The sequence below is a fragment of the Vibrio sp. Vb1755 genome, assembly GCF_033338635.1.
Classification (GTDB): Bacteria; Pseudomonadota; Gammaproteobacteria; order Enterobacterales; family Vibrionaceae; genus Vibrio; species Vibrio alginolyticus.
On the sequence record NZ_JAWOTA010000006.1, the window covers coordinates 15015 to 40091 of the forward strand.

The window sequence follows — 25077 nt, forward strand, 5'->3', positions numbered from 1 at the left end:
CTTTTTTATGCTTACCACATTGGTCTTTGATCCTTGCGTTTCACGCCTGGAACGCTACGAAGGCGATTACGATGCCGAGCGCCACTCGTAGATCAAGTCATACTGTTCTCGGACAGGCTCCACAATCATCGGCTGAGTTGGCTGTGTTTCGTCACTTGCTTCTGCCACAACATTTACTGGTACTTCAGGCTGCGCTTCTTTTGGCGTCGCGGCGTCTTTTGCTTCATTACTCTGAACCAATGGCTCTTCTTCTTGAGTTGAAGCTGGGGCATCAACTTCACCTAAAGGATCTTCAAAAACCATTAATTGAGAAATAGAAGAAGCTTCTTTCTCAAAAGCTTGTTGTGATGCCAAAAGGTGGATGTTGAGCGTTAACTCGTCCCCTTGAACACGCTTAATCTCTGTACCCGCAACCGAATTAAGTTGTTTTAACGCATTCTCTAAACGGAAGAAGTCCGTGGCAGAGGTTACATTAAGGACTTTCACTGCTAGCGCTTTTGAAGACTTTCCTGAAACCACAACTGCACTCTTACTTGCATAGTAGTCTGCGATGCCATCCACCATTTCTGCAATAGCATTAGCACCTGATGCAGACCCGCTGCGCGGAGAACGTTGCGCTTCTACAATTCTCGTTGGCGACTGGTCGTAGAGTGTCCAACGAATTTGTTCACCTTGAGCTCGTACAACCAAAACGGCGTCAGCTGGGTAGCGCTGGCTGGCTTGACCAATTGGCTCAATAAAGCCGCCCCAAAGATCAGAGACATTAACACCGGTTACATCATCAAAATCCCCAACCGGGATAGTGATTGGTAGGCCTCTTAGTTTCGCTGCGCTACGAAGTGCTGCAACATTTGAAGATTCAGAATGTTCCCACGCAATGTTACGATCGTAACCCTGTTCTTCAACCATCCAAACTAAAATATTGGCACGATTTGGCGACCAAGATGGCAATTGTGCTTGTGTTAAAAGAGAGCTGATTTGGTCGTTGTTAAACAACATTTTTAAGCTCGCTTTTCCATCAACCTGTCCATAGCTCAGTTGAGAAATGTAACGCGCACTTGAGCTAAGTGCCTTTTTAATCACTGGATTGCTTAAAGAGGATTGAGAACCGGTCGCTCGAATAATCACATCCTGCATACCTTGTTGACGAGCCAAAGACTCACCGTCGTTCTGCTCACTGTCGATAACCACTTCGGCACGATAGATATCCACCTGAGTTAATGCATATACTGGTAGGGACAACCAACCTATCAGTAAGAGAGCTAAATAGCGCATAGTTTTTATAATCCTCTGAACAAGAACCCGAATAATAAGCAACTATCAAATCTTGAGCAAGGTAAGTACTGAGTAAATTGTCTGTATTATGACCAGCTTTGTTAACTCGGGCCTCAACCAGCGCTTCAGTGCTATTTTTTATAATAAACTCATTGCTTATTAAGCTATCTCAACAAGTTAGGCTGTCCATTTTTCATCTTCACGCAAGACACGTAAAAGAGGACAATTTGCAAGCAAGCAACTCTCAAAAGTGCTATTTATGGGAAAAATTCAATCGAAAGTTTGATCTATGCAACATTGCAAACGATTGCAGGATGATAGTATTCGCCGGATTTGTCTGCGTATCTTGAAAATAGGGAATTATTATGAAAAACGCGTTACAAGGCGCTCAAATGCTCTTTGTCGCTTTTGGTGCTTTGGTGCTTGTGCCGCTCCTAACTGGCCTTGATCCAAACGTAGCCCTCTTTGGTGCCGGTGTCGGTACTCTCCTCTTCCAGTTAATGACTAAACGTTCTGTTCCCATCTTCCTTGCCTCTTCTTTTGCGTTTATTGCTCCTATTATGTTCGGTATCCAAACTTGGGGTATCGGTGCAACGATGGGCGGCTTGATGGCAGCGGGCTTAGTTTATGTGGCTCTAGGGGCTATGATCAAAGTGCGCGGTGTTGGATTTATCCATAAAATTCTCCCGCCCGTTGTCGTTGGCCCTGTGATCATGGTTATCGGCCTTGGCCTTGCCCCAACAGCAGTGAACATGGCGGTAGGTAAAACTGGTGATGGAGCTGCACAGCTAGTTAATGGTGATGCTGCGATCATTATCTCGGCGGTCTCACTGCTCACAACCATTGTACTCAGCGTTTTTGCAAAAGGCTTTTTGAAGCTCGTTCCTATTGTTGGTGGTATTCTTGCTGGTTACTCTGTTTCTCTATTCTACGGGGTGGTTGATTTCACTCCCGTAGAGCAAGCGGCTTGGCTAGCCATGCCAAACTTCACCGCGCCAGAGTTCAATATCAACGCAATTTTGTTCATGATTCCTGTCGCTATCGCACCTGCGGTTGAGCACGTAGGTGACATGCTTGCAATCTCAAACGTTACAGGTAAAAACTACCTGAAAAAACCAGGCCTTCACCGCACAATCGCAGGTGACGGGGTGGCAACTATCGCAGCTTCGATGGTGGGTGCTCCACCAAACACCACTTACAGTGAAGTAACAGGAGCGGTAATGCTAACCAAAGCATTTAACCCTGTGATCATGACTTGGGCAGCAATCACCGCAATCGTACTTGCATTGGTAGGTAAGCTAGGTGCGGTTCTTCAAACGATTCCAGTTCCTGTTATGGGCGGCATCATGATTCTGCTGTTCGGCTCCATCGCAACGGTAGGCCTCAACACACTGATCAAGAATAACGTTGATTTACATAAGTCTCGTAACCTAGTGATTGTTGCCGTAACACTTGTGTTTGGCATTGGTGGTATGGCTTTCGGTATTGGTGAGTTCAGTCTACAAGGTGTGAGCCTATGCGGTATCGTGGCAATTATTCTTAACCTTGTGCTACCAAACGATTTAGGTGAAAACCACGTTGTGGATAACGCACAAATGGAAGAAGAAAGCGCGAAATAGTTCGTTTGCGCCGCTTTATTAGTTGGCGTGTCTTACTCTTCTCCTCTTGTAGATACAAAAAAGGCTTGGTTTTCACCAAGCCTTTTTCTGTTCAGTCATAGTAATACATCAAAGAATTACTTAGTACCGAAGATCTTATCACCTGCATCGCCTAGACCCGGAACGATGTAGCCTTTGTCATTAAGCTTCTCATCGATTGCCGCAGTGTATAGCTCAACATCTGGGTGTGCTTTTTCTAGCGCTTCAATACCTTCTGGTGCAGCAACAAGTACCAGCACTTTGATTTGGTTACAACCTTTCTCTTTTAGGAGATCGATAGTAGCAATCATAGAACCACCTGTTGCAAGCATTGGGTCAACAACAAGCGCAATACGCTCCTCGATGTTTGAAGCAAGCTTGTTGAAGTAAGGAACTGGCTCAAGCGTTTCTTCATCACGGTAAATACCCACAACACTGATACGTGCGCTTGGCATGTGCTCAAGAACTCCATCCATCATGCCTAGACCTGCACGTAGGATTGGCACTACGGTTACTTTTTTACCTTTAATCTGGTCTACTTCTACCGGACCGTTCCAACCATCAATGGTCACTTTTTCTGTTTCAAAGTCTGACGTTGCTTCGTAAGTAAGTAGGCTACCGACCTCAGTCGCTAACTCACGAAAACGTTTTGTGCTGATGTCACCTTCTCTCATTAGACCAATTTTATGTTTTACTAGAGGGTGCTTTACTTCAACAACTTTCATGTCCATCTCCGGCTATAGTTGGCAATATTTAAACAAACCTTCAGATTATACATGATTTTCACAGGGATATCAGGATAAATCACTAAAGAAAAAAACAGACGCAAACGTTTGCTATCTATGTTTAAGCACTGTTAGAATAGCGCCGTTTTCATATCCAACTTAATACCGAGGACTTCCCTGTGAGTGGTAACAACTCTTCTCTTAGCTATAAAGACGCTGGTGTAGATATTGATGCAGGCAACGCGCTTGTGGATCGTATTAAGGGTGCGGTAAAACGTACTCGTCGCCCTGAAGTTATGGGTGGTATCGGTGGTTTTGGCGCGCTATGCGAATTGCCAACTAAATACAAACAACCTGTACTGGTTTCTGGTACTGATGGCGTTGGCACAAAACTTCGCCTAGCACTGGATATGAACAAGCACGACACGATCGGCATCGACCTAGTGGCAATGTGTGTAAATGATCTTATCGTGCAAGGCGCAGAGCCACTGTTTTTCCTAGATTACTATGCAACAGGCAAACTAGACGTTGATACCGCAGCGGATGTTGTTTCAGGTATCGCTGAAGGGTGTGTTCAAGCAGGTTGTGCCCTAATTGGTGGCGAAACTGCGGAGATGCCGGGCATGTATGAAGGCGAAGACTACGACGTAGCTGGTTTCTGTGTTGGCGTAGTAGAAAAAGAAGACGTGATTGACGGCACGAAAGTCGCTGCTGGTGATGCACTTATCGCTGTTGGCTCAAGCGGCCCACACTCAAACGGTTACTCCCTTATCCGTAAGATCCTAGAAGTATCTGGTGCAGATAAGAGCGAAGAGCTAGCAGGCCGCACTATTGGTGAGCACCTACTAGAACCAACAAAAATTTACATCAAGTCAGCACTTAAGATGATTGAGAAACACGACATCCATGCGATTTCTCATATCACTGGTGGTGGTTTCTGGGAAAACATCCCACGCGTACTGCCTGAAGGCACGAAAGCAGTTATCGATGGTAACAGTTGGGAATGGCCAGTTATCTTCAAGTGGCTACAAGAGAAAGGCAACGTCGACACACACGAAATGTACCGCACATTCAACTGTGGTGTAGGTCTAATCGTCGCACTACCGAAAGACCAGGCAGACGCAGCAGTTGCTCTTCTTAAAGAAGAAGGCGAAAACGCGTGGGTGATTGGTCAAATCGCACAAGCAGACGCGAACGAAGAGCAAGTTGAAATCCAATAATTTGCAAATCGAGCTCAAAAGATAAGAAGAATGAGGACACTAGATGACTAGGTCCTCATTTTGCTATCTAGAACACTAAAAACCATTCTATTAGTAGGTAGTTTAGAAGCTACATAACTCCAACCTACAATACCAAGGCGCTCTCGACATCATGAAAAACCATACCCTAAAAAACTTTGTGGTCCTCATCTCGGGTAACGGAAGTAACCTGCAAGCTATCTTGGAAGCTTGCGAAGACAGCATGCCAAACGCACGAGTGGCAGCCGTGTTCTCTAACAAAGCAGATGCTTTTGGTTTAGAACGTGCAAAAAAGTTTGATGTAGACGGTCACTTTGTCGACCCTAAAGCATTCAGCTCGCGTGAAAGCTTTGATGCAGAGCTAATGAGTCAAATAGATGAATACCAACCAGACGTGATTATTCTTGCTGGTTACATGCGCATTCTGAGCAGCGCATTTGTTTCTCATTACATGGGTAAGATGATCAATATCCACCCTTCTCTTCTACCAAAATATCCTGGGCTACACACACACCAGAGAGCAATTGATGCTGGCGATAAAGAACATGGTACGAGTGTGCACTTTGTAACGGAAGAGCTTGATGGTGGCCCTGTCATACTGCAAGCAAAAGTTCCTGTGTTCGAAGACGATGATGCTAGTGTACTTGCGGCACGTGTTCAGGCGCAGGAGCACCGAATCTACCCTATGGTGGCTAAGTGGCTGGTAGACGAGCGGTTGATCATGAAGGATGGTAAAGCCTATTTAGATGGCGCAGAGCTTGGCGTACATGGGTACGCCTCAGATGAGTAGCCCTGAATAATAAACTCCAGGCACAAAAGAGCAGCCTGAGGGCTGCTCTTGGTTGTTTTAATACTTATAAACTTGATTCAAGAAAACCATGGTGAGACTAGAAACCTAAAACCCAACATTCTAAAAAATCCCATAACCACTTGAGTAACATAACACTCGGAAAGTAGATTCTGAATCTGGTTCGTTCTTCACCGTTCAGACTGACGAGGTGTTTTATGAGAAATTTCTATCAGTTACGTCTTTACAGCAAGCCTTAGCGAGACTAGGACTCTACTACCAGCACTCTAGAAAGTAAGAATGCTCATCCGTATCCGCCCTCGGTTTAAAACGCATAAAAATAAAGCTCGCGATTAAGCGAGCTTTATTTTTATATTCAGAGTAAGAGACCATCACTCTAACGGTTCGGTTGGCGCTTGATTGCCCGGCTTAGCCGCCGCAAACGGCACATTTACCAGTTCAGAGGCATTATTTTTGACTAGTTCACCTAGGTGAAACAAGCCGTATTCGCCAGGTTTCATACGCTGCCAAGCTTCGTTGCCCGTCAAAGGTTGAGTTGCGATCACAGAAACGATGTCATGTGGCGTGGTTTCTTCTTGGAAGTTAATTTCCACATCTTCATCAAGCAAAGCAGCTTTTCCAAACGGTGCGCGTCTTGTGATCCAATACAAATGATTGGTGCAATACGTCATTACATACTCACCATCACTCAGAAGCATGTTAAATACACCCTTCTCTCTTAGCTCATCACAACATTTAGCAACATATAAGAATACCGACTCCATATCCTTTGGTGGCTCAGGATATCGATCTTCCATTTGCTTCAATAACCAGCAAAATGCCAGTTCACTATCTGTTTCACCGACAGGTCGATGTCGACCTGTATGCAAGTCTTGATAGCCAGAGAGCTGACCGTTATGCGCAAACGTCCAATACCTACCCCACAGCTCACGTGTAAAGGGATGAGTATTTTCTAAATTAACACCACCACGATTCGCCTGTCGGATATGACTAACGACCGCACGACTTTTGATGGGATAATTTTGTACCAACTCTGCTATTTTAGACTCACAACTTGGCTTGGGATCTTTGAAGGTTCTAAAGCCCTTCCCTTCGTAGAAGGTGATCCCCCATCCGTCACGGTGTGGGCCGGTTCGACCTCCACGCTGCATGAGCCCAGTAAAACTGAAACAAATATCCGTTGGAACATTAGCGCTCATACCGAGCAATTCACACATGGTTTAAAAAACTCCCTAACAACACAGCTCGAAACGGTGGCCGTAAACGATTATTCCATCTCTTTTTCGATCAACTGAATGATGATATGAATAATCTTAATATGAATTTCCTGAATGCGGTCTGCATAACCAAAGTGTGGCACGCGGATTTCAATATCTGCAAGGCCTGCCATTTTGCCGCCATCTTTACCTGTTAGCGCAATCGTCTTCATGCCTTTCGCTTGTGCTGCTTCAATCGCTTTCAGGATGTTACCTGAGTTACCTGAAGTCGACAGACCAAACAGTACGTCACCTTTTCGACCAACCGCTTCTACATAACGTGAAAACACGAAGTCATAACCAAAGTCATTACTCACACAAGAAAGGTGGCTTGGATCTGAAATAGCAATACCAGCATAGCCAGGACGATTTTCTCGGTAACGGCCTGTTAGCTCTTCGGCAAAGTGCATTGAATCACAGTGAGAACCACCGTTACCACATGACAATACTTTACCATCTTGCTTGAATGAGTCAGCAATCATTTTCGCCGCTGCTTCGATTTGCGCAATGTTATGGTCATCGCTTAAAAATTTGTTGAGCACTTCAGCAGCTTCGTTTAATTCACTTCTAATCAGATCATGGTACATAAGACGTTCTCTTTATTATTTCGGCTTCAGTCAGCTCTTGACTCACTGAGCAAATTGTTCTGATACCAATTTGGTATCGGACATTTCATAAACCTGAACTCGGGTTTGATTACTCTGAGTTTACCCACAAACGAGAATTAGTGTCGATAGTGAACCAACAGATTTAGATTAGTGATGGTAATAAACTTGTCAACTTGCTCATGAAACCATCACTCAAATCTCAACTTTAGAATTTTAACTCTACTTAGATCACTTTTTATCCAATCTTATGTTTTACATTTCCTTAATATTTTGATTACACTTAAACCAACTGGTTAGACCTCTTACCTAACATACAGACGTACAAAACTTATAAAGTCTGAAAAGGAAAATACATATGGACATCTTGCTCTCAATCATCACGATGGCGATCGTGCTAGGCATTACGCTCTACCACCGCATGTCTCTCGTGAAATCTATTAGCTTACTCACCGCAGCCATGCTGGCTCTTACAGTAGCTGGTACTGTCGGCGTTATTGGTTGGGCTATTTACGTTCTCGCCGCAGCTGTGCTCGCGGTTCCTGGCGTACGTCAGTCTTTAATTAGCCGCAAAGCGTTAGTGCTTTTCAAGAAAGTGCTGCCAGCTATGTCTCAAACCGAAAAAGAAGCGTTAGACGCAGGTACCGTCTGGTGGGAAGCCGAACTATTTAAAGGCAAACCAGAGTGGCAAAAGCTACACGCAATTCAAGCACCTAAGTTAAGTGCGGAAGAACAAGCCTTTTTAGACGGCCCTGTGAATGAAGTGTGCGCCATGGTGAGTGATTTCCAAGTGACCCATGAACTCGCGGACTTACCGCCAGAAGTTTGGCAATACCTGAAAGATCATAAGTTCTTCGCCATGATCATTAAGAAAAAGTACGGTGGTCTGGAATTCTCAGCATACGCGCAATCTTTGGTGCTACAAAAATTAACGGGTGTTTCTGGCGTTCTATCGTCTACCGTTGGTGTTCCTAACTCTTTGGGCCCAGGTGAGCTACTGCAACACTACGGTACTGAAGATCAAAAAAATCATTACTTACCGCGTCTAGCTGAAGGTAAGGAAATCCCTTGTTTCGCCCTAACAAGTCCAGAAGCGGGTTCTGACGCTGGATCTATTCCAGATTACGGTGTGGTCTGTAAAGGCGAATGGGAAGGAAAAGAAGTACTGGGTATGCGCCTGACTTGGAACAAGCGCTACATCACCCTAGCGCCAGTCGCAACGGTACTAGGCTTAGCATTTAAACTTCGCGATCCTGAAGGTTTGCTAGGCGACAAAGAAGATCTTGGCATCACTTGTGCGCTTATCCCAACTGATGTCAAAGGTGTTGAGATTGGTAACCGACACTTCCCACTCAATGTACCATTCCAAAATGGCCCAACGCGCGGTAAAGACATCTTTGTTCCTATCGATTTCATTATCGGTGGCGAAAAAATGGCGGGCCAAGGTTGGCGTATGCTGGTTGAGTGTCTGTCGGTTGGACGTGGTATCACGCTACCTTCAAACTCAACAGGTGGCATCAAAACTGCGGCAATGGCAACCGGTGCTTACTCACGTATTCGTCGTCAGTTCAAACAGCCTATCGGCCATATGGAAGGGGTTGAAGAACCATTAGCACGCTTGGGTGGTAATGCTTACGTGATGGATGCAGCAAGCAACTTAACCGTTGCGGGTATCGACTTAGGTGAAAAGCCTTCAGTAATCTCAGCTATCGTGAAGTATCACTGTACGCACCGCGGCCAGCAAAGCATCATCGATGCAATGGACATCGTAGGCGGTAAAGGTATCTGTATGGGACCTTCTAACTTCCTAGCTCGTGGTTACCAAGGTGCGCCAATCGCAGTAACGGTTGAGGGTGCTAACATTCTAACACGCTCAATGATCATCTTTGGCCAAGGCGCAATCCGTTGCCATCCGTACGTTCTTGAAGAAATGAACGCGGCGTATTCTGAAGCAAGTAATGCTGTCGAGAAGTTTGATAAAGCGCTTGCTGGTCACGTGAGCTTTACAATGAGTAACCTAGTGCGCAGTATCTGGTTTGGTTTGAGCGACGGTCTGGGCTCTTCATCACCAACCAAAGATGCAACCAAGCGTTACTACCAACAATTGAACCGTTACAGTGCAAACCTTGCTCTGCTATCGGATATCTCAATGGCAGTGCTAGGTGGCTCTTTGAAGCGTAAAGAGCGTCTATCAGCGCGTCTTGGTGACATTCTAAGCCAGCTATATTTAAGCTCTGCGACGTTGAAACGTTTTGAGCAAGATGGCCGCCCAGTCGAAGATTTACCATTAGTACACTGGGGTTTACAAGACAGTTTGAAACAAGCGGAAGTGGCGGTAGACGAATTCTTAGCAAACTTCCCGAACAAAGTGATTGGTAGTGCACTGCGCGTGTTAATCATGCCATTCGGTCGTGTACGCAAAGCGCCAAGCGATAAACTAGACAGTAAAGTGGCGCGCATTCTACAAACGCCAAGTGCAACGCGCTCACGCATTGGTCGCGGTCAATACCTTGAACCAACCGAGCACAACGCAGCAGGTAAGATTGAGCTTGCGCTGTCAGTCATTCTTCAAGCTGAACCTGTGTTTGACAAAGTATGTAAAGCGCAAGGTAAGCGTCGCCCATTCTTACGTTTGGATATGATTGCTCAGGAAGGGCTAGAGCAAGGCTTTATCACGCAAGAAGAAGCCGATCTACTCAGAGAAGCGGAACAGCATCGTCTAGATACAATCAATGTTGACGACTTCGAGCCGGAACTGCTTGCCGCAAAGCCGCTATACCCTCAGATGGATAGTGTCGCGTAACTCTAGAATCTGAGACCACAAACGGGAGTATCAGCTCCCGTTTTTTATTGCTTCCAGAATCGGATTCATAACACCTCACACTACAAAGCCCCCCTGCGCAATAAAATCCTCGCACTCCAATCTTTCCCCCGATTTCCAGTGATAACTAACTCACAGACGTTCCAACTAAGCGGTGTATACTTTAAGTAACTCACTCACATATATGGTAAATCCGTTGGCTAAAATATTACTCGCACAGTGGTTCCCAGGGCTTGTTCAGCTTAAGCATTATCAAAAAGAATGGTTTGTTAACGACTTTAGAGCCGCCTTTTCTGTTGTCGCGGTTGCACTGCCAGTTGCCATAGCTTACGCACAATTAACTGGTGTATCCGCAATTGTCGGTCTGTATTCGTGTGTACTGCCAATGTTGGTTTACGCCATGATGGGCACATCTCGACAACTCATTGTCGGACCCGATGCAGCAACCTGTGCAGTGATTGCTGCTGTTGTGACACCACTTGCCGCAGGTGACCCCACAAAACATTGGCAGTTGGTTATGACCATGACAGCGATGATGGGGATTTGGTGTGTACTGGCAAGTCGTTTCAAGCTAGGGGTATTTGCAGATTTCCTTTCTCGTCCGATTCTTTTGGGTCTACTCAACGGTGTTGCTCTCACAATTATCGTTGGTCAGTTTGCGAAAGTAGTCGGTTTGAAATACGAGCAACGTTATTTACTGGAACGTTTATGGGAAGCTCCACAACGATTAACCGATCTTCATTGGCCTACTGTAACTCTGAGTATCGTGACAGTTGTCGTTTATTTGCTCACCAAACGCTACCGACCAACTTGGCCTGCTGCCATGCTGGCGATCCTCGTAACTACTGCGTCAGTTTGGTTTTTCCATTTACAAGAGATGGGCGTATCGGTTGTCGGACTCACTCAAGGTGGCTTCCCTCAGTTTCAAACACCGGAATTTGAGCTAGGTGAAGTTCGTGAACTAGTAGTCCCGGCGCTCAACCTTGCGATTGTCAGTTTTGTTAGCATGATGCTCACCGCCCGCAGTTTCGCGGCTAAAAACGGTTATGATATTGATGCAAATAAAGAGTTTCAGGCGTTGGGTTTTGCCAACATTGCCTCAGCGTTTTCACAAGGTTTCGCGATAAGCGGCGCTGACTCACGCACAGCCGTTAATGATGCAAATGGTGGTAAATCTCAATTAGTTTCGATTGTCGCTGCAATCACCATTGCCATTATTGCGGTATTTATTTATGAGCCTTTACAGTTCATCCCTATCGCTTCACTTGGTGTTGTATTGATCATTGCGTCCCTATCGCTGCTCGATCTTAAAGCAATTTGGAAATTAAAATCTCGTGACAAAGATGCATTTTATCTGGCCATCATTACTTTTATTTCTGTGTTGATCGTGGGTGTAATACCGGGGATCACTTTGGCGGTATTGCTAGGGCTGTTTCAATTTTTACGTATTGTCATGCGGCCGAGTGATCAGCTACTTGGCTTGGATGAAAAAGGCACCATTCGGACCATCGACGACTCAGGAAAAGCTTCGCCTATTCCTGGAATGGTGATTTACCGCTTTAACTCACCGCTAACTTACTTCAATGCTCCTTACTTTAAACGTAGAGTGTTAGAGCAGGCAGAGCATCACAAAGACGCAAGTTGCGTTGTCATCGACGCCGTGTCGAGCTTTACTCACTTGGATCTTAGTGTGATGGCAACACTGGCAGATATTCACAATACTTTGAAAAAGAGAGGCGTACGCTTAATCCTCGCAGGAAGGAAACGACGTCTTCGTCAATGGTGTGAGCTTACTGGTATCAGCACCAGTGAAGGAGGCATCTTACTGCGAGCTGATATGTACCTTGCCATTAAACTTAGTGGCTGTTACATCAGTGCTGTGGGTGAGGGACAAATTCCTACTGTTCAAAAAGAGCCTGATTTAGAGCAGCCACCCAAACCAATTCCAGAAGTGGCTTAAATACAAATTTAATATAGAAAACAGGAAATTAAACTCCTGTTTTCTAGTGCTTATCTTCACAGCTGAATACGTGTTACGCCTTTGGCTTAAACTTTTTTGTCATCCCTTGGCTTTTAGGAGCCACCAGCCTATAACCAAGCTTTTCGTAAAAGACCGGTTCATCAGCAATCATAGAAACGTAAGAGCCTTCAAGTGCAACAGATGAAAGATAACCGTCGATGTATTCCATGACTTTTCTACCTAAACCGTTGCCTTGATAATCAGAATCAACGGCAACGTCGACAATTTCGAAGTTACACGCCCCGTCACCAACAACCCGACCCATTGCAATGAGCTTTCCTTCATCCCGAACAGATACGCCATATAACGAATTGGGTAGGCCAATTTCAGCAGCTTTCAACGATTTAGGTGATAGCCCGGCTTTTATACGCATATCACAGTATTCTTTCGGGCTTGGCACATGCTCTTCATATCTTATTGTCATTATGTACTACTCCTTTGTATCACCTTGGAGCTTACATAACTAAACTGTATAAATAAACAGTTATACGTTGGAAAGATGTTCCCATTAAGCACACAAAGTATCGGGTCTAGAAAAGAACCCGCCGACAACTCTGACGCCATAATAGATATAAGTTGCTCTGAAGCTAGACGTTCCTTTTTCTAAACATGTTTCTCTCAACAACGTATCCGCATGCTTTCGAGCACTTTGAGGCAACACCTCTTCCCTCATGAGTTGGTAAAGAGCATCATGCACTAAAGAAGCTTTCATAATGTTTTTTGTGTCTAACGCTGGCCCACTCGCTCCATCCCATGCATAGCCCTTTTTAATCGTTAACACGCCTTGTTTGGACAAACTAAGAAAAGGGCTGTCATACGCCTGACTCACTGAAATGTGAGTCTCAATCTTTTCTTCAGAATGGAGAGTGTATTTGTACTTCTGACGCTTTTTGTATTTCATCAGAGACCTCGCGTTTACTTATTCTTATTTATCACGCACAGCTGAATATTTATCCAGAAACCCTAAAAGATCGGCTCTTGTTATTATGGCGTACTACCTATTACAAAGCCCAAATCAATATAAATAGAACTCCATGCAATCAATAAAGCCAGAACCCCTGACTTTATTGACCAAAATTCAACCAACAATCCTTATTCTGAAGGAAGTCTACTCAATTTTTTATGGATATCTTCTACAAAATTGACTTGTTCACTTGGAGAAACCTCTAGAACATAATGAAAAAACGGACTTGTATGCTCAGTAATTTTATACTCTTCACTTAACAGCTTAATTACTTGTTCATGATTAAATCGTGCGGAGACTAAGCCACTCTCGGTTTCTTGAGTTATAACTATATAGTGAGCGGTTGGAAAAACCGTAAACCTTCCTTCGACAGGAAACCAAGGAGCAAAAGAAATAATCTCGTCATCAATTATGTATGCTTGAGGTTTACTGACATAGGTGTAAGGGTACTTTTCATCTAAATAGGGTCTTGCTGTATCAAACAAGCCATCATAATAAGTTGGTATTTCTACTTTTTGGATTTTACTTAAGGGATCGAAAGTGAAGGTATCAAGTGATTTTAAATTATTACTTCCCGAATCTGGATTATTAACACCATTATCAATAGAAGAACAACCTACAATTATCACTGCACAAAAAAAAGCTAAAATTTTATTCATTATTTCTTTATCTTTAATTGATTGTTTTGAAAGTTAGTCACATTAAAAATGCAACCAATTTAGAAAGTAAAAATGATATATTATTTATATAAAATCCCAAACATATATTTGAATACAGTAAACTTAAATATTCATAATTTATCCATTTTTCTTCTTCCAACTTGGTAACTTGATAAAAAAACGGAGCCGATTGGCTCCGTTTCTCGCTTTATGTGTTACTACTATTTCTTTGGTACTTCTAATTGCATCTCTGGCATGGCATCGCGCTTCGCTTTAATTTTGAGCCAGACTATCCATGCAATGATCACAATCAGCAGCATTATCAAATTACCCACCGCGATAATAATCATGCTGCGCTTACGCTCAGCCTCTCGCTCAGCGATAATTTGCTTTTCCATTTCAATACGGCGCTGTTCGGCTAATTCAGCTTCTTTTGCAATTCGAGCAGCTTCTAGATCAACTTCATCAACAACACTGAAGGTTTGCTCTGGGATAGGAAACACCAACGAGCGCTGAGTTGCAAAATCAGTGGCAAAGATCTCGCCGCGCCATGCGTACTTACCAAGCTCAGCATCGTTATTGAGGTTCAACGTAACTCTCATTCCATCTTTAGAGACCTGTCCTTGGCTGTAACTAATGAAACCATCGGGAGCGTCCTTTTTCACTGTGACTGCAATAGAGCCTGGTGCAATCATACCTTGCTCGCCACTCACCACTAATTGGTGTGGCTTATCGGGATTACGAGCCTGAATAAAAGTACGAGAGATTGGGTTCGGATAAACCAAGATGACTTGCTCTTGCGCTCGTAAGAATACGCCATTGCCAGACGTGATGCGCGCACGGTACTTACCAGGCTCAACGTCTATTGGGAGCTGAACCGTGAACACTCCATCCCCTGCTTTTTCATCCAAGCCTCGGCCGTCATCAGAAAACTCACCCACAACCATCGGCACTGGACGTGCTTCTTTGATCAGCTCATCTTCATTTTCGACAAACTTGGTAAATGTCACGCGCAGATTCACGCGATCAAGGAAGTCGCGCAGTACAAGAGGTTTGCCGTCGGAGGTCAGGCGAGCTGTAAACTTAAGCGCTTCCCCATTATATAATCGGTCTGGGAACAGATCCGTACTGAGCTTTAGGTGAGAAATTAAGCGGATGTTATTTTTAGGCGTAACTTTCCCCACAGCCTGCCATGGACCTGGCATAGGGTTATCAACGGAAATAATATCGAGTGAGGCTTCTTGATACCAACGTACATTGTCGTAAGAGCCCCAAGCATAGTATTTTTTACCGTCAGGACGGACTAAAACAACTGGCTGAGAACTTTGCTCACGATAAACCAAAAACGTGATCTGCTCGATGGTTGGATCAACTCGAAAGCGATTGTCTAACAAAGACATTGTAGATTCACTCGCAGCACTCGAGAGACTACTCCATATCGCTAAAAACGCGACCAACAAAGCCCTCAACATAGCTTCTCCTATTGATGCCAAATACAGTTGTTCACCAACTCTAATCTTTTTTGGTGAGCTTCTAGTTCATCGGCACTTGCGCGCAAAACCTTTAGCGCTTTTCTTCCTTCAATACGACGAATGGTTTCTACCCCACCCTCTTGTTTATTCGCGTTAAATTCTAGACTCGTTTGACCACCCGTCATAAAGAGGTAAACGTCGGCTAGAATCTCCGCATCGAGCAAAGCTCCGTGGAGTGTACGGTGCGAGTTATCAATACCGTAACGTTCACATAAGATATCAAGGTTGTTTCGCTTACCAGGGAAGATTTTCTTCGCCATAGCAAGGGTATCGGTCACCTTGCAGTAGTCGTCCGTTTTGCCGATGTTAGGATCGAGCATGCCAAACTCGTAATCCATAAAGCCGGTATCGAAGGGCGCGTTGTGGGCAACAAGTTCTGCGCCTTTAATAAACTCAAGAAACTCTTGGTGCACGCTCGCGTATTCCGGTTTATCAACCAAGAATTCATCCGTAATACCGTGAACTTCAACCGCTTCTGGTTGGATTTCACGATCGGGTTTTAAATAAACGTGGAAGTGACGACCAGTCAGCTTACGGTTGATGATCTCCACGGCACCGATTTCAATAATGCGGTGTCCCATGTAGTGAGGACCACCCTCGCGGTTCATACCTGTGGTTTCGGTATCGAGAACGACAATGCGGTTATATTCAGAATTGCTGCTGGTATTCATAAGGTTATGTATGTCAGACTATGCTTTATTAAATGTTTCGGCTAATAGTACCAAAAAATATGACCAAACACGTTGAGATTTTCACTGACGGTTCTTGTTTAGGTAACCCAGGACCAGGTGGTTACGGCATAGTATTGCGTTACAAAGACGTAGAAAAGACACTTTCCAAAGGCTATACGTTAACTACCAACAACCGCATGGAAATGTTGGCGGCTGTCGTCGCGCTACAGACGTTAAAACAACCTTGTAAAGTCACTTTAACGACTGACAGCCAATATGTGCGCCAAGGTATTACTCAGTGGATCCATAACTGGAAGAAGCGTGGTTGGAAAACAGCGGATAAAAAACCCGTGAAGAATGCCGATTTATGGCAAGCTCTAGACAAAGAAACCGCACGCCATCAAGTTGAATGGCATTGGGTAAAAGGCCACGCGGGCCATCGTGAGAACGAAATGTGTGATGAGCTAGCCCGGACTGCTGCAGAAAACCCAACTGAGGAAGATACAGGTTACCAACCCTCTTAGCGAGATTCTTTCCTCATAGTGTTACCCTCTCGATTCATCACCCCAAGTGGTGTGAGCTTTTTCTTCAAGCGCCAATGCGGTTTGATAGGCTTGAGAGGGTATGTCCGTTTCCGCGCGACTATGTAATACAAACTCCCAGCGGGTGATGCCCAATCACCAAGACTATTTTCCAACCATGTCCACATCGTACGGTAACGTTTCATCGGAAACAGCGCATAACGATCACAATGAATCACTTGATAATTAAGTAACCCTAACCAATCTTTGATGCGGTTCGACGTAAACATTCGTCCACTCCAAGGCAAATTATGTTTACGCCATGGAAGCAAACTCGCTAATCCAGTCAAGCTTAATGGGTTGAATCCAGTAATAATTACATAGCCATCATCCATCATCACTCTATCGACTTCACGCAACAAACGGTGTGGATCGCTTGCATAGTCGAGCTGATGAGCGAGTATCACAACATCAAAGCTTTTTTCCAAAAAGGGTAATTCGTAACCATCTGCAATCACATTATGCAACGGGTTCTGGATATCTACGTTGACTTGGTGTTGAATGTTACAATTACAGCTGGTTAGCTCACAGCTCAACCCGCCCAGTTTGAGCATATGGTAGCCGAAGAGTTTCGGGCACCATTCATCAAGTCGGGTCTGGATTGACTCAAGCACCCACGGACCGTTGTTCATTGCTGACCAAGTCGACGGGTGTGGTATAGTTTTGTTGCTGAGTGCTGGTTTCATTAACCACCTGACTAAAATGGGTGACGGAGAACGAATCGTGTTAGAGATCAAAAGCATACCCGCATTTAATGATAATTACATCTGGCTGATACAAAATAGCGATAAGCGCTGCGCAGTCGTTGATCCGGGCGATGCGAAGCCAGTATTAGAATTTCTGCAGGCTAACGAATTAACTTTAGAAGCGATTTTAATTACGCACCACCACAACGATCACATTGGTGGCGTTCCAGACTTAGTGCGTGCATTTCCTGACGTCGCCGTTGTGGGCCCAAAATCAGAGCCAATTCCAACCCTAACGACACCAATGGAAGAAGGCGACAAGCTGGAGTTGTTTGGTGAGATTTTCTTAGTACTTGGGTTACCCGGCCATACTTTGGGCCATATCGGTTACGTTGGGGACGGAAAACTGTTTTGCGGTGATGTGCTCTTTTCTGCTGGCTGCGGTCGTATTTTTGAAGGTACGCCTGAGCAAATGTTTGAATCACTGAGCAAACTAACGTCTCTACCAGAAGAAACTCAAGTCTTCTGCGCGCATGAATACACCGCGAGTAACGTGGCGTTTGCTCTAGCGGTTGAACCTGACAATGAGCAACTTCGCCAATATCGCGACGATGTAAACCGACTGCGAGCACTCAACATTCCGACACTTCCAACAACAATACGCAAAGAAAAGTGGATTAATCCGTTCTTGCGAACCTCTAACCCTGACGTGGTTCAATCTGTTGCTAGTCGCATTAAAAATAGCGATCCATGCTCGGTTTTTACTGCTTTACGCGAGTGGAAGAACGAATTTTAACCATTTTCTGCTTGTAAGTTTGCAAGACCCCAGTATTATCAGGGACTGATTTTTCGAGAAGCGCCACTGGCGCTTCTCTTACGTTTGGGGTTGATATAAATCTATTTGAATTTCTCCCCATTGCATAATTAGATAGAAGCTCTTTGCCTCTATAAATTAGTTAGTGTTTAAAAGATGTCTATTATCTTGCGACTGCCACGCACATTACGTTGCGCGACAGGCAGGTGAAGATAAACAGGCCCTAAATAGGCTGAATCCATGCGTTTGAAGTATACTTGGGCGTTGGCGTTGTTATTATCTGGCTGTCAATTGACTCAGTCAGATTCAACGTCTTCTACACCAGAAACCAATAAATCTGAGCAGACTGCAAAGCAAAATGCAGTAAAAGCTCAACCGGGCAATAAATCGTCACTAGCAAAAAAATCCGCTAACGACGCGCCTAAAGTTCTCTCCCCCCAAGAACAAGAAGATGTGTGGCAACGTATCGCCATGCAGCTGGACATGGATATCCCAAACCACAAGAAAGTGGACTACTACCGTACGTGGTATTTAAAGCACCCAAATCACCTTTACACGGTATCTAAGCGTGCGACTCCTTTTCTATACATGATCACAAAACGTATCGAAGAGCGCGGACTCCCAATGGAGCTTGCATTACTTCCTGTAGTGGAAAGTTCATTCGATGCCTTTGCCTACTCACATGGTAGCGCGGCTGGGTTGTGGCAATTTGTCCCAGGCACCGGAAAAATGATGGGATTAGAGCAAAACTACTGGTATGACGGTCGCAGAGATGTGGCAGCAGCAACGGATGCAGCGCTGGACTACCTAGTACAACTAAACGAGCGTTTTGATGGTAACTGGGAACATGCAATCGCCGCTTATAACAGCGGTGGAGGCCGAGTTTCTAGCGCAATTCGTAAGAATAAAAAGCTCGGTAAACCTATCGATTTCTTCTCATTAGACTTACCAAAAGAGACCAGCAGTTACGTTCCTAAGCTATTGGCCTTGGCTGACGTTATCGCAAACCAAGACAAGTACGGACTTAATATTCCTGCAATTCCAAACAAGCCTGTTCTAACGCTTGTTGATCCAGAAGAGCAGTTAGATCTGGCTATTGCCGCAGATTATGCCGGCATTAGCGTAAAAGAGTTGCAGAGTTACAACCCAGCATACAACCAGTGGTCGACAGCGCCTGAGGGGCCGCACCAACTTTTGATTCCCGTAGAGAAAAAAGAGACTTTTCTCACCAAGGTGGAGAAAAATCGCGGTAAAGGGATGAAGGTCGCTCGCTACAAGGTGAAATCTGGTGACTCTTTAAGCGTGCTAGCTAATAAATACGGCACAACCACGAAAGTCATTCGACGTGCCAACGGCCTATCGAATAACAACATTCGTATTGGTCAATACCTATTGATTCCGACATCAACAAAAGACGATGCAAAATATGCATTAACGGCACAAAACCGATTAAACAAGACTCAATCTCGTGCTCGTGGTCAACTCAAGCTCACCCATGTCGTTCAGTCTGGAGAAAGTTTGTGGTCAATCGCACGTAACAATAAAGTGTCGTATAAATCGTTAGCTAAATGGAATGGTATGGGCCCTAAAGATCCATTGCGTGTGGGTCAAAAGCTAGTGATTTGGAAAGACTCAGACAAAGGTTCTGTGATCCGTACCGTTTTCTACAACGTTCGCTCTGGCGACACCATTAGCGGCATTGCAAGCAAGTTCAAAGTAAAAACGAACGACATCGTGAAATGGAACTCGCTACACAAGAAAAAATACTTACAACCAGGTCAAAAGCTTAAGTTGTACGTTGACGTAACGAAGGTAAGTGTATGAACCCATCAAGCAATCCACTTGTGATGCTGTTGGACATTTTTCGTTCTCCAACATCTTGTTTTCTTGCGCTTTATCAACGCGGTGGATGGGGATGGCAACCGTTCATCTTCCTGATGCTTAGTCCGTTTTTATTCTGGGGTGCTTACTTTTCGAATGTCGATTTCACGTGGCTCAGTGACCAACTTGCTGCGCAATTTCAGCAAATCGACCCGAAGCAGATTGAGCTATTAGAACCAAACACGCTAATGGCAAGCGCGATCATCAATGATGTATTCAACCGCTTTGCCACCTTACTATTGCTCGCGCTTTGGTTCTTTCTTGCAACAAAGGCAAGCAAACAACAATACGGTTACTGGAAATGGTTTGCCGCATCGTGTGCTATCTTATTCCCAGCAGTATTGGGCGATGTAGCAAGCTACGCGAGCTTGCTACTCAAGCATGGTCAGGTAATGACTTACGCTGCCGATTTAAATAGCCTCAATGGTCTATTAAAGCTGCCTCTTACTAACGAATGGTCTCATTTCGCTAGCTCGTTACCTTTGCTTCTGCCTTGGTACATTGTGCTCGGCTACGGCGTTGTACTGACGTGGACGGAGTTTGAACGTGGCCAAGCTTTGGTGATAGCAAGCCTGCCATGGGTATTCTTCTACGTTATTTGGGCACTTTATATTGTGGTAACCTAAGCTAGTTATTTAACGTAAATGACAATAACAATGGGTTATGATCGGAAGCGTCGCTCTGCGGCGCTTTTGCGTACTTAAGCGTCAGACCTCGGTAAAACACATGGTCCAGTGGTAACCCTGTTATAAATTGGACTCGATGATCCGGCAAGAACGTCACCTCTTGTAAGTCCGCAGCCTTTAAGGCCTGCCTCATCGCATTAACGCGAGATTCACTCCAGCTATTGAAGTCTCCAGCAAATAGAATTGGCCCCACATGATGCTTTAAAAGCATTTCAAGCGCCGTTAACTGAGATACATACTCTTTTGTACCCACGGTGAAGTTAATCGCATGTACATTCACCACTGCGAGTTTCTCGCCATTACTCAAGTGATACTGGCTATATAATGCAGACTTAGGTAAGCGAAGCCACGGCTCTTTAGAGGTGTAAGCGCAGGCTTTTTCTGGTTGCCCTTGAGCAATACTAATTACACCGGCACCGCTACCCAGCGCCTTAAAAGCACTCACTTGATTACTAACCCAGCGACCATCCACCAACCACTGTTTAAATGATGGTGTCATGCTGGCTTCTTGCAATAACAGTAACTGCTTATCAGCAGAAAACTCATCGAGTGCACGTTGCCAATTAGCCCGGTTCTGTTTGTAGATATTCCAGACAAGCACATTGATTTTGCCGTCATGATCGAGAGCTTTTGAATCGCTAAATTCGATGCACCTGATATCTTGTGTCAGCTCGGTACCTGTTTGAGTAATAATTTGCGGCTGATCTGGTACGGTGAAAATAACCTGGAAGCCAACCAATACCGCCATTACGAGAAAAGCTAACGCCAGAAAAAAACGCTTAAACATACGACAAACCTGAATGTAGGCACCCGAAATCTAGAACAACCAATCTCGGGTTAAATGATTTCACTAATAAGCAAACAACAAAAAAGGAGCCACTTGGCTCCCTTTTAGCATAATAAATACGAAACAAGTGACAAGAAACCTTAGATCGCGTCTTCGTCTTCTTCACCAGTACGAATACGAACCACACGCTCAATATCAGTGACGAATATTTTACCATCACCAATCTTACCAGTTTGCGCGGTTTCAATGATTGTCTCTACGCATTTATCAGCCACATCTTCCGTTACAACGATTTCGAGCTTCACTTTAGGTAGAAAGTCCACCATGTACTCTGCACCACGGTAAAGCTCGGTGTGACCTTTTTGGCGACCAAAGCCTTTCACTTCAGAGACGGTCATCCCTGTAATGCCAACTTCAGCTAGCGCTTCTCGAACATCATCCAGTTTAAATGGCTTGATAATCGCTTCAATTTTTTTCATGTTCATCCCTTAAGCTTCAATCGATTGCGCTTATTATCGTTTAGCGTTTCGCAACATTCAATGTTTGTCTCTGATCCACCAGCGAAAATCCAGGCTGAGCAAATTAACATAGCGAATATCGTGAGTTGATAAAACCCAATGAGGACTGCTCAATGCCCAATCGTCCAAGCTTTTTCAGACTCGCGTTTACTTCAAACTTGCGTAGTAAGCCGCTAGGTTAGCGATATCTTCATCAGACAACAATGAAGCTTGAGCTTGCATCACAGCAGCAAGCCCACCTGTTCGCTCTTTATTTTTATAAGCTTTAATTGAACTGATAATATATTGCTCATTTTGCCCTTTCAGATTTGGGTAACCCGGAATGACAGCAATACCATCAGCGCCATGACACGCCGCGCATACTCCCGACTTTGCTTGACCTGCTGCAGCATCTCCCGCAGCTAGAGCTTGCCCACTGAACATGGTTAGCGCCACCATTGCGCCCATGATTGTTTTCTTCATTGCTTCACCTAATCAATTATTATTTAAGGATTTTTATATATTATAATCGACATTGTGGCATGAATTTTCATTACCTGCGCCAAATAAGTTCACAATCTTGACCATTAAACGCCTGATCAACGAACAGATCTGCCACAGCAACGACTCGGTCTTGGTACATTAAAATCGGAATTTGACGACGCAGCCAGCTTGGCACATTGTATTCTTGGAATAACTTCTTCAGTTTTCGACTGTGATTACGCGTGGTTGGATGCGCTGATAAACCTTCCGGATTGAAGGTCACGCGAAGCAATTCTGGCTGACTCGGTAGCGCAATCGTTGCGTTACTAGAACTCGTCGTTAAGGTCAGCTCCCCGAGTCCCTCAGGCAGCGACAAAGTCGCATCAACTTGAATCGTACTTTGCCACTTAGTGACATCAGCCGTTTCCGTTACCCAATAGAGACGATTTCGAAAACGGCGCACTTCACCTTGTTTAAGTTGTAGTTTGGGGTTGGCATCTTGCTGAGCTAATGCCACTTCATTCCAGATAAGATTGAGTTGTACCTGAGTCGGCATACTAGTATTAAGCTTAGCTAGCCACATACGAATCAAGCGCGCACGTGCTAATTCACTGTGCTTAGCCAGTTCTTCAATACTCAAACTTAGATCCGTTTGTAAAGCGCGTTCAAACACCGCGCTCAATAGTTCATCCAATAGCGCTTCTTGTTGAGCACATAAGCTTGCACTGCGCTGAACCGCTTGATGGATACTCGGCCAACGACCAGACAATTCAGGAACAACACAATGACGAAGAAAGTTACGATCATAACGGGTATCTTGATTGCTTTCGTCTTCCACCCACTCCAAGCCTAATTTAGTAGCGGCGTCTTCGATGGTCTTCCGCTTGATAGTAAGCAATGGTCGAACTAGAGATCCGCAAGAAAACGGCATACTCTCCGCCATCGAAGATAACCCTTTTGGCCCGCTACCGCGCTTAAGAGCAAGGAGAAAAGTCTCTATTTGATCGTCGGCATGTTGACCAGTCAACAGTATATCGCCTTCTTGAATGTACTTAGTTAAGGCTTGGTAGCGAGCTTCACGAGCAAGAAGTTCAATACTTTCACCATTGTTGATGTCTAAGCTCACTCGCTCGATCGAGCACGATATCCCCACTTGTTGTGCCCAAAGTAAGCATTTATCGGCCCAATTATCGGCATTCGAGCTTAAACCATGGTGCACATACACAGCGTGACACTCTACAGAGTGCGCTTGTTGGTAGCGACTGAGTAATTCGAGTAAAAGACGTGAATCCACCCCTCCGCTAAACGCCAAGACAACCTTAGTGCCTGATTGATAGTAGCGGCCGAGAACTTGAGCAAAATGCAGGTAAAGCGATTCCATAAACGATCCGATAGGTGCAAAAAAGGGCTGGACTCTCATCCAACCCTTTCTATTTTAACTGTTATCAATTGAGATATCAGCTAACGCTTAACAGCAATCACCGAAATTAACAGTAACCGTAGCTCATTAGGCGCTGGTAACGACGTTCGCGTAGCGTCTCTTCATCCAGTTGTTCTAGATCTTCGAGCTGACGAAGTAGTGTCGCTTTCATATTCGCTGCCATTTGAACATGATCGCGATGAGCGCCGCCTAGTGGCTCTTCGATGATTTCGTCGATCAGTTCAAGCTCTTTAAGACGCGGAGCAGTTAGGCCCATTGCCTCTGCCGCTTGTGGCGCTTTGTCTGAATCACGCCATAAGATTGAAGCACAACCCTCAGGAGAAATTACTGAGTACGTAGAGTACTGAAGCATGTTCACGTAGTCGCCTACACCGATTGCTAATGCACCACCAGAACCGCCTTCACCGACAACGTTACAGATTACTGGTACTTTAAGACCAGACATCACTTTTAGGTTTTTCGCGATAGCTTCAGATTGACCACGTTCTTCTGCGCCCACACCTGGGTATGCGCCAGCCGTGTCAATAAATGTGATGATCGGCATGTTGAAACGCTCTGCCATTTCCATCAAGCGTAGAGCCTTACGGTAGCCTTCTGGTTTCGGCATACCAAAGTTACGTTTCACCTTTTCTTTGGTCTCACGACCTTTTTGGTGACCAATGATCATCACAGGGCGGCCTTCAAGGCGAGCCATGCCACCCACAATCGCTTTGTCGTCTGCAAACGCGCGGTCACCCGCTAATTCATCAAACTCCTCAAAAGCGTGTTGGATGTAATCCAGCGTGTAAGGACGTAGTGGGTGACGAGCCAGTTGAGCTGTTTCCCATGCACCTAGGTCACTGAAGGTTTTTTTCTTCAGCTCTAAGCTTTTCTTCTCAAGCTGTTCGATTTCTTTATCCAGGTCAATCGCAGAATCACCACCGTGACGAGAGACATCACGTAATGCTTCAATTTTCGCTTCTAGTTCTGCAATTGGCTTTTCAAATTCAAGAAAGTTTAGGCTCATCTAT

At 44.8% G+C, this 25077-nt stretch carries 24 protein-coding genes; 9 read left to right on the forward strand and 15 right to left on the reverse strand.

The genetic code is table 11. The features are described from left to right. Nucleotides 1-66: 66 nt before the first annotated feature. Nucleotides 67-1275, reverse strand: coding sequence for a DUF2066 domain-containing protein (locus R7E00_RS07760; protein ID WP_158156766.1), 1209 nt, complete (start codon nt 1273-1275; stop codon nt 67-69). 365 nt (nt 1276-1640) lie between these two features. Here R7E00_RS07760 and R7E00_RS07765 point away from each other — a divergent pair, with 365 nt between their 5' ends. After that, on the forward strand, nt 1641-2894 hold the full coding sequence (locus R7E00_RS07765; protein WP_005389855.1) for a uracil-xanthine permease family protein: 1254 nt from the start codon (nt 1641-1643) through the stop codon (nt 2892-2894). Nucleotides 2895-3010: 116 nt separating this feature from the next. Here the strand turns inward: R7E00_RS07765 and upp are convergent, their stop codons facing one another. Further along, on the reverse strand, nt 3011-3637 hold the full coding sequence (gene upp, locus R7E00_RS07770; RefSeq protein WP_005380401.1) for a uracil phosphoribosyltransferase: 627 nt from the start codon (nt 3635-3637) through the stop codon (nt 3011-3013). Between the two features lie 179 nt (nt 3638-3816). Between upp and purM the strand changes: the two genes are divergently transcribed. Next, nucleotides 3817-4857 (forward strand): phosphoribosylformylglycinamidine cyclo-ligase, encoded by a 1041-nt coding sequence (purM, locus tag R7E00_RS07775; protein WP_005389861.1) that lies wholly within the window; start codon nt 3817-3819, stop codon nt 4855-4857. 151 nt (nt 4858-5008) lie between these two features. Continuing rightward, nucleotides 5009-5665: a phosphoribosylglycinamide formyltransferase gene (gene purN, locus R7E00_RS07780; protein ID WP_025768256.1), complete on the forward strand. Its 657-nt coding sequence runs from the start codon at nt 5009-5011 to the stop codon at nt 5663-5665. Nucleotides 5666-6054: 389 nt separating this feature from the next. On the opposite strand, the gene R7E00_RS07785 is transcribed toward purN, so the two are convergent. Both R7E00_RS07785 and lpcA read right to left on the reverse strand, forming a co-directional pair. Further along, nucleotides 6055-6900 (reverse strand): class II glutamine amidotransferase, encoded by an 846-nt coding sequence (locus tag R7E00_RS07785; RefSeq protein WP_005380394.1) that lies wholly within the window; start codon nt 6898-6900, stop codon nt 6055-6057. Between the two features lie 50 nt (nt 6901-6950). Further along, a complete protein-coding gene (gene lpcA / locus R7E00_RS07790; RefSeq protein WP_005380392.1) occupies nt 6951-7526 on the reverse strand; it encodes a D-sedoheptulose 7-phosphate isomerase in 576 nt (191 codons plus the stop codon). 376 nt (nt 7527-7902) lie between these two features. On the opposite strand from lpcA, the gene fadE reads away from it, so the two are divergent. Next, the gene (fadE, locus tag R7E00_RS07795; protein WP_005380391.1) at nt 7903-10347 is read left to right on the forward strand and encodes an acyl-CoA dehydrogenase FadE; all 2445 of its coding nucleotides are present in this window, start codon (nt 7903-7905) and stop codon (nt 10345-10347) included. 202 nt (nt 10348-10549) lie between these two features. Then, complete coding sequence (locus R7E00_RS07800; RefSeq protein WP_262606231.1) at nt 10550-12325, forward strand: SulP family inorganic anion transporter; 1776 nt, start codon at nt 10550-10552, stop codon at nt 12323-12325. 73 nt (nt 12326-12398) lie between these two features. Here the strand turns inward: R7E00_RS07800 and R7E00_RS07805 are convergent, their stop codons facing one another. The 5 genes from R7E00_RS07805 to dnaQ form a co-directional block, all read right to left on the reverse strand. Then, nucleotides 12399-12809, reverse strand: coding sequence for a GNAT family N-acetyltransferase (locus R7E00_RS07805; RefSeq protein WP_005391824.1), 411 nt, complete (start codon nt 12807-12809; stop codon nt 12399-12401). 84 nt (nt 12810-12893) lie between these two features. Further along, nucleotides 12894-13286, reverse strand: a complete 393-nt coding sequence (locus R7E00_RS07810) for a DUF1353 domain-containing protein (protein ID WP_215810019.1) — start codon at nt 13284-13286, stop codon at nt 12894-12896. Between the two features lie 191 nt (nt 13287-13477). Next, nucleotides 13478-14008 (reverse strand): hypothetical protein, encoded by a 531-nt coding sequence (locus tag R7E00_RS07815; protein ID WP_025768254.1) that lies wholly within the window; start codon nt 14006-14008, stop codon nt 13478-13480. Nucleotides 14009-14229: 221 nt separating this feature from the next. Beyond that, entirely contained in the window at nt 14230-15480 is a 1251-nt protein-coding gene (locus R7E00_RS07820; protein WP_318124421.1) for a TIGR03503 family protein, read from the reverse strand. A gap of 8 nt (nt 15481-15488) precedes the next feature. Continuing rightward, entirely contained in the window at nt 15489-16211 is a 723-nt protein-coding gene (dnaQ, locus tag R7E00_RS07825; RefSeq protein WP_017636047.1) for a DNA polymerase III subunit epsilon, read from the reverse strand. A 59-nt stretch (nt 16212-16270) separates the two neighbouring features. Between dnaQ and rnhA the strand changes: the two genes are divergently transcribed. Beyond that, nucleotides 16271-16735, forward strand: coding sequence for a ribonuclease HI (gene rnhA / locus R7E00_RS07830; RefSeq protein WP_005380384.1), 465 nt, complete (start codon nt 16271-16273; stop codon nt 16733-16735). Here the strand turns inward: rnhA and R7E00_RS07835 are convergent. After that, nucleotides 16732-17478, reverse strand: coding sequence for a class I SAM-dependent methyltransferase (locus R7E00_RS07835; RefSeq protein WP_017636046.1), 747 nt, complete (start codon nt 17476-17478; stop codon nt 16732-16734). The two genes, rnhA and R7E00_RS07835, sit on opposite strands and share 4 nt — an antisense overlap. A 37-nt stretch (nt 17479-17515) precedes the next feature. Here R7E00_RS07835 and gloB point away from each other — a divergent pair, with 37 nt between their 5' ends. The 3 genes from gloB to R7E00_RS07850 all read left to right on the forward strand — a co-directional run bounded on the left by gloB (nt 17516) and on the right by R7E00_RS07850 (nt 20799). After that, nucleotides 17516-18274 carry a hydroxyacylglutathione hydrolase gene (gene gloB, locus R7E00_RS07840; protein ID WP_017636045.1) on the forward strand — a complete coding sequence of 253 codons (759 nt, stop codon included), beginning with the start codon at nt 17516-17518 and terminating at the stop codon, nt 18272-18274. Between the two features lie 258 nt (nt 18275-18532). Further along, on the forward strand, nt 18533-20116 hold the full coding sequence (locus tag R7E00_RS07845; RefSeq protein ID WP_017820746.1) for a LysM peptidoglycan-binding domain-containing protein: 1584 nt from the start codon (nt 18533-18535) through the stop codon (nt 20114-20116). Then, a complete protein-coding gene (locus R7E00_RS07850; RefSeq protein ID WP_005380375.1) occupies nt 20113-20799 on the forward strand; it encodes a YIP1 family protein in 687 nt (228 codons plus the stop codon). Before R7E00_RS07845 ends, R7E00_RS07850 begins: the two co-directional genes overlap by 4 nt. A gap of 1 nt (nt 20800) precedes the next feature. On the opposite strand, the gene R7E00_RS07855 is transcribed toward R7E00_RS07850, so the two are convergent. The 5 genes from R7E00_RS07855 to accA form a co-directional block, all read right to left on the reverse strand. After that, nucleotides 20801-21646 carry an endonuclease/exonuclease/phosphatase family protein gene (locus tag R7E00_RS07855; protein WP_025768251.1) on the reverse strand — a complete coding sequence of 282 codons (846 nt, stop codon included), beginning with the start codon at nt 21644-21646 and terminating at the stop codon, nt 20801-20803. A 140-nt stretch (nt 21647-21786) separates the two neighbouring features. Beyond that, complete coding sequence (gene glnB, locus R7E00_RS07860; RefSeq protein WP_005380372.1) at nt 21787-22125, reverse strand: nitrogen regulatory protein P-II; 339 nt, start codon at nt 22123-22125, stop codon at nt 21787-21789. Nucleotides 22126-22311: 186 nt separating this feature from the next. Next, entirely contained in the window at nt 22312-22626 is a 315-nt protein-coding gene (locus R7E00_RS07865) for a c-type cytochrome (RefSeq protein ID WP_017636043.1), read from the reverse strand. Nucleotides 22627-22696: 70 nt separating this feature from the next. Beyond that, the gene (gene tilS, locus R7E00_RS07870) at nt 22697-24007 is read right to left on the reverse strand and encodes a tRNA lysidine(34) synthetase TilS (RefSeq protein ID WP_005380367.1); all 1311 of its coding nucleotides are present in this window, start codon (nt 24005-24007) and stop codon (nt 22697-22699) included. 106 nt (nt 24008-24113) lie between these two features. Then, nucleotides 24114-25073: an acetyl-CoA carboxylase carboxyl transferase subunit alpha gene (gene accA / locus R7E00_RS07875; protein ID WP_005380365.1), complete on the reverse strand. Its 960-nt coding sequence runs from the start codon at nt 25071-25073 to the stop codon at nt 24114-24116. Nucleotides 25074-25077 lie beyond the last annotated feature (4 nt).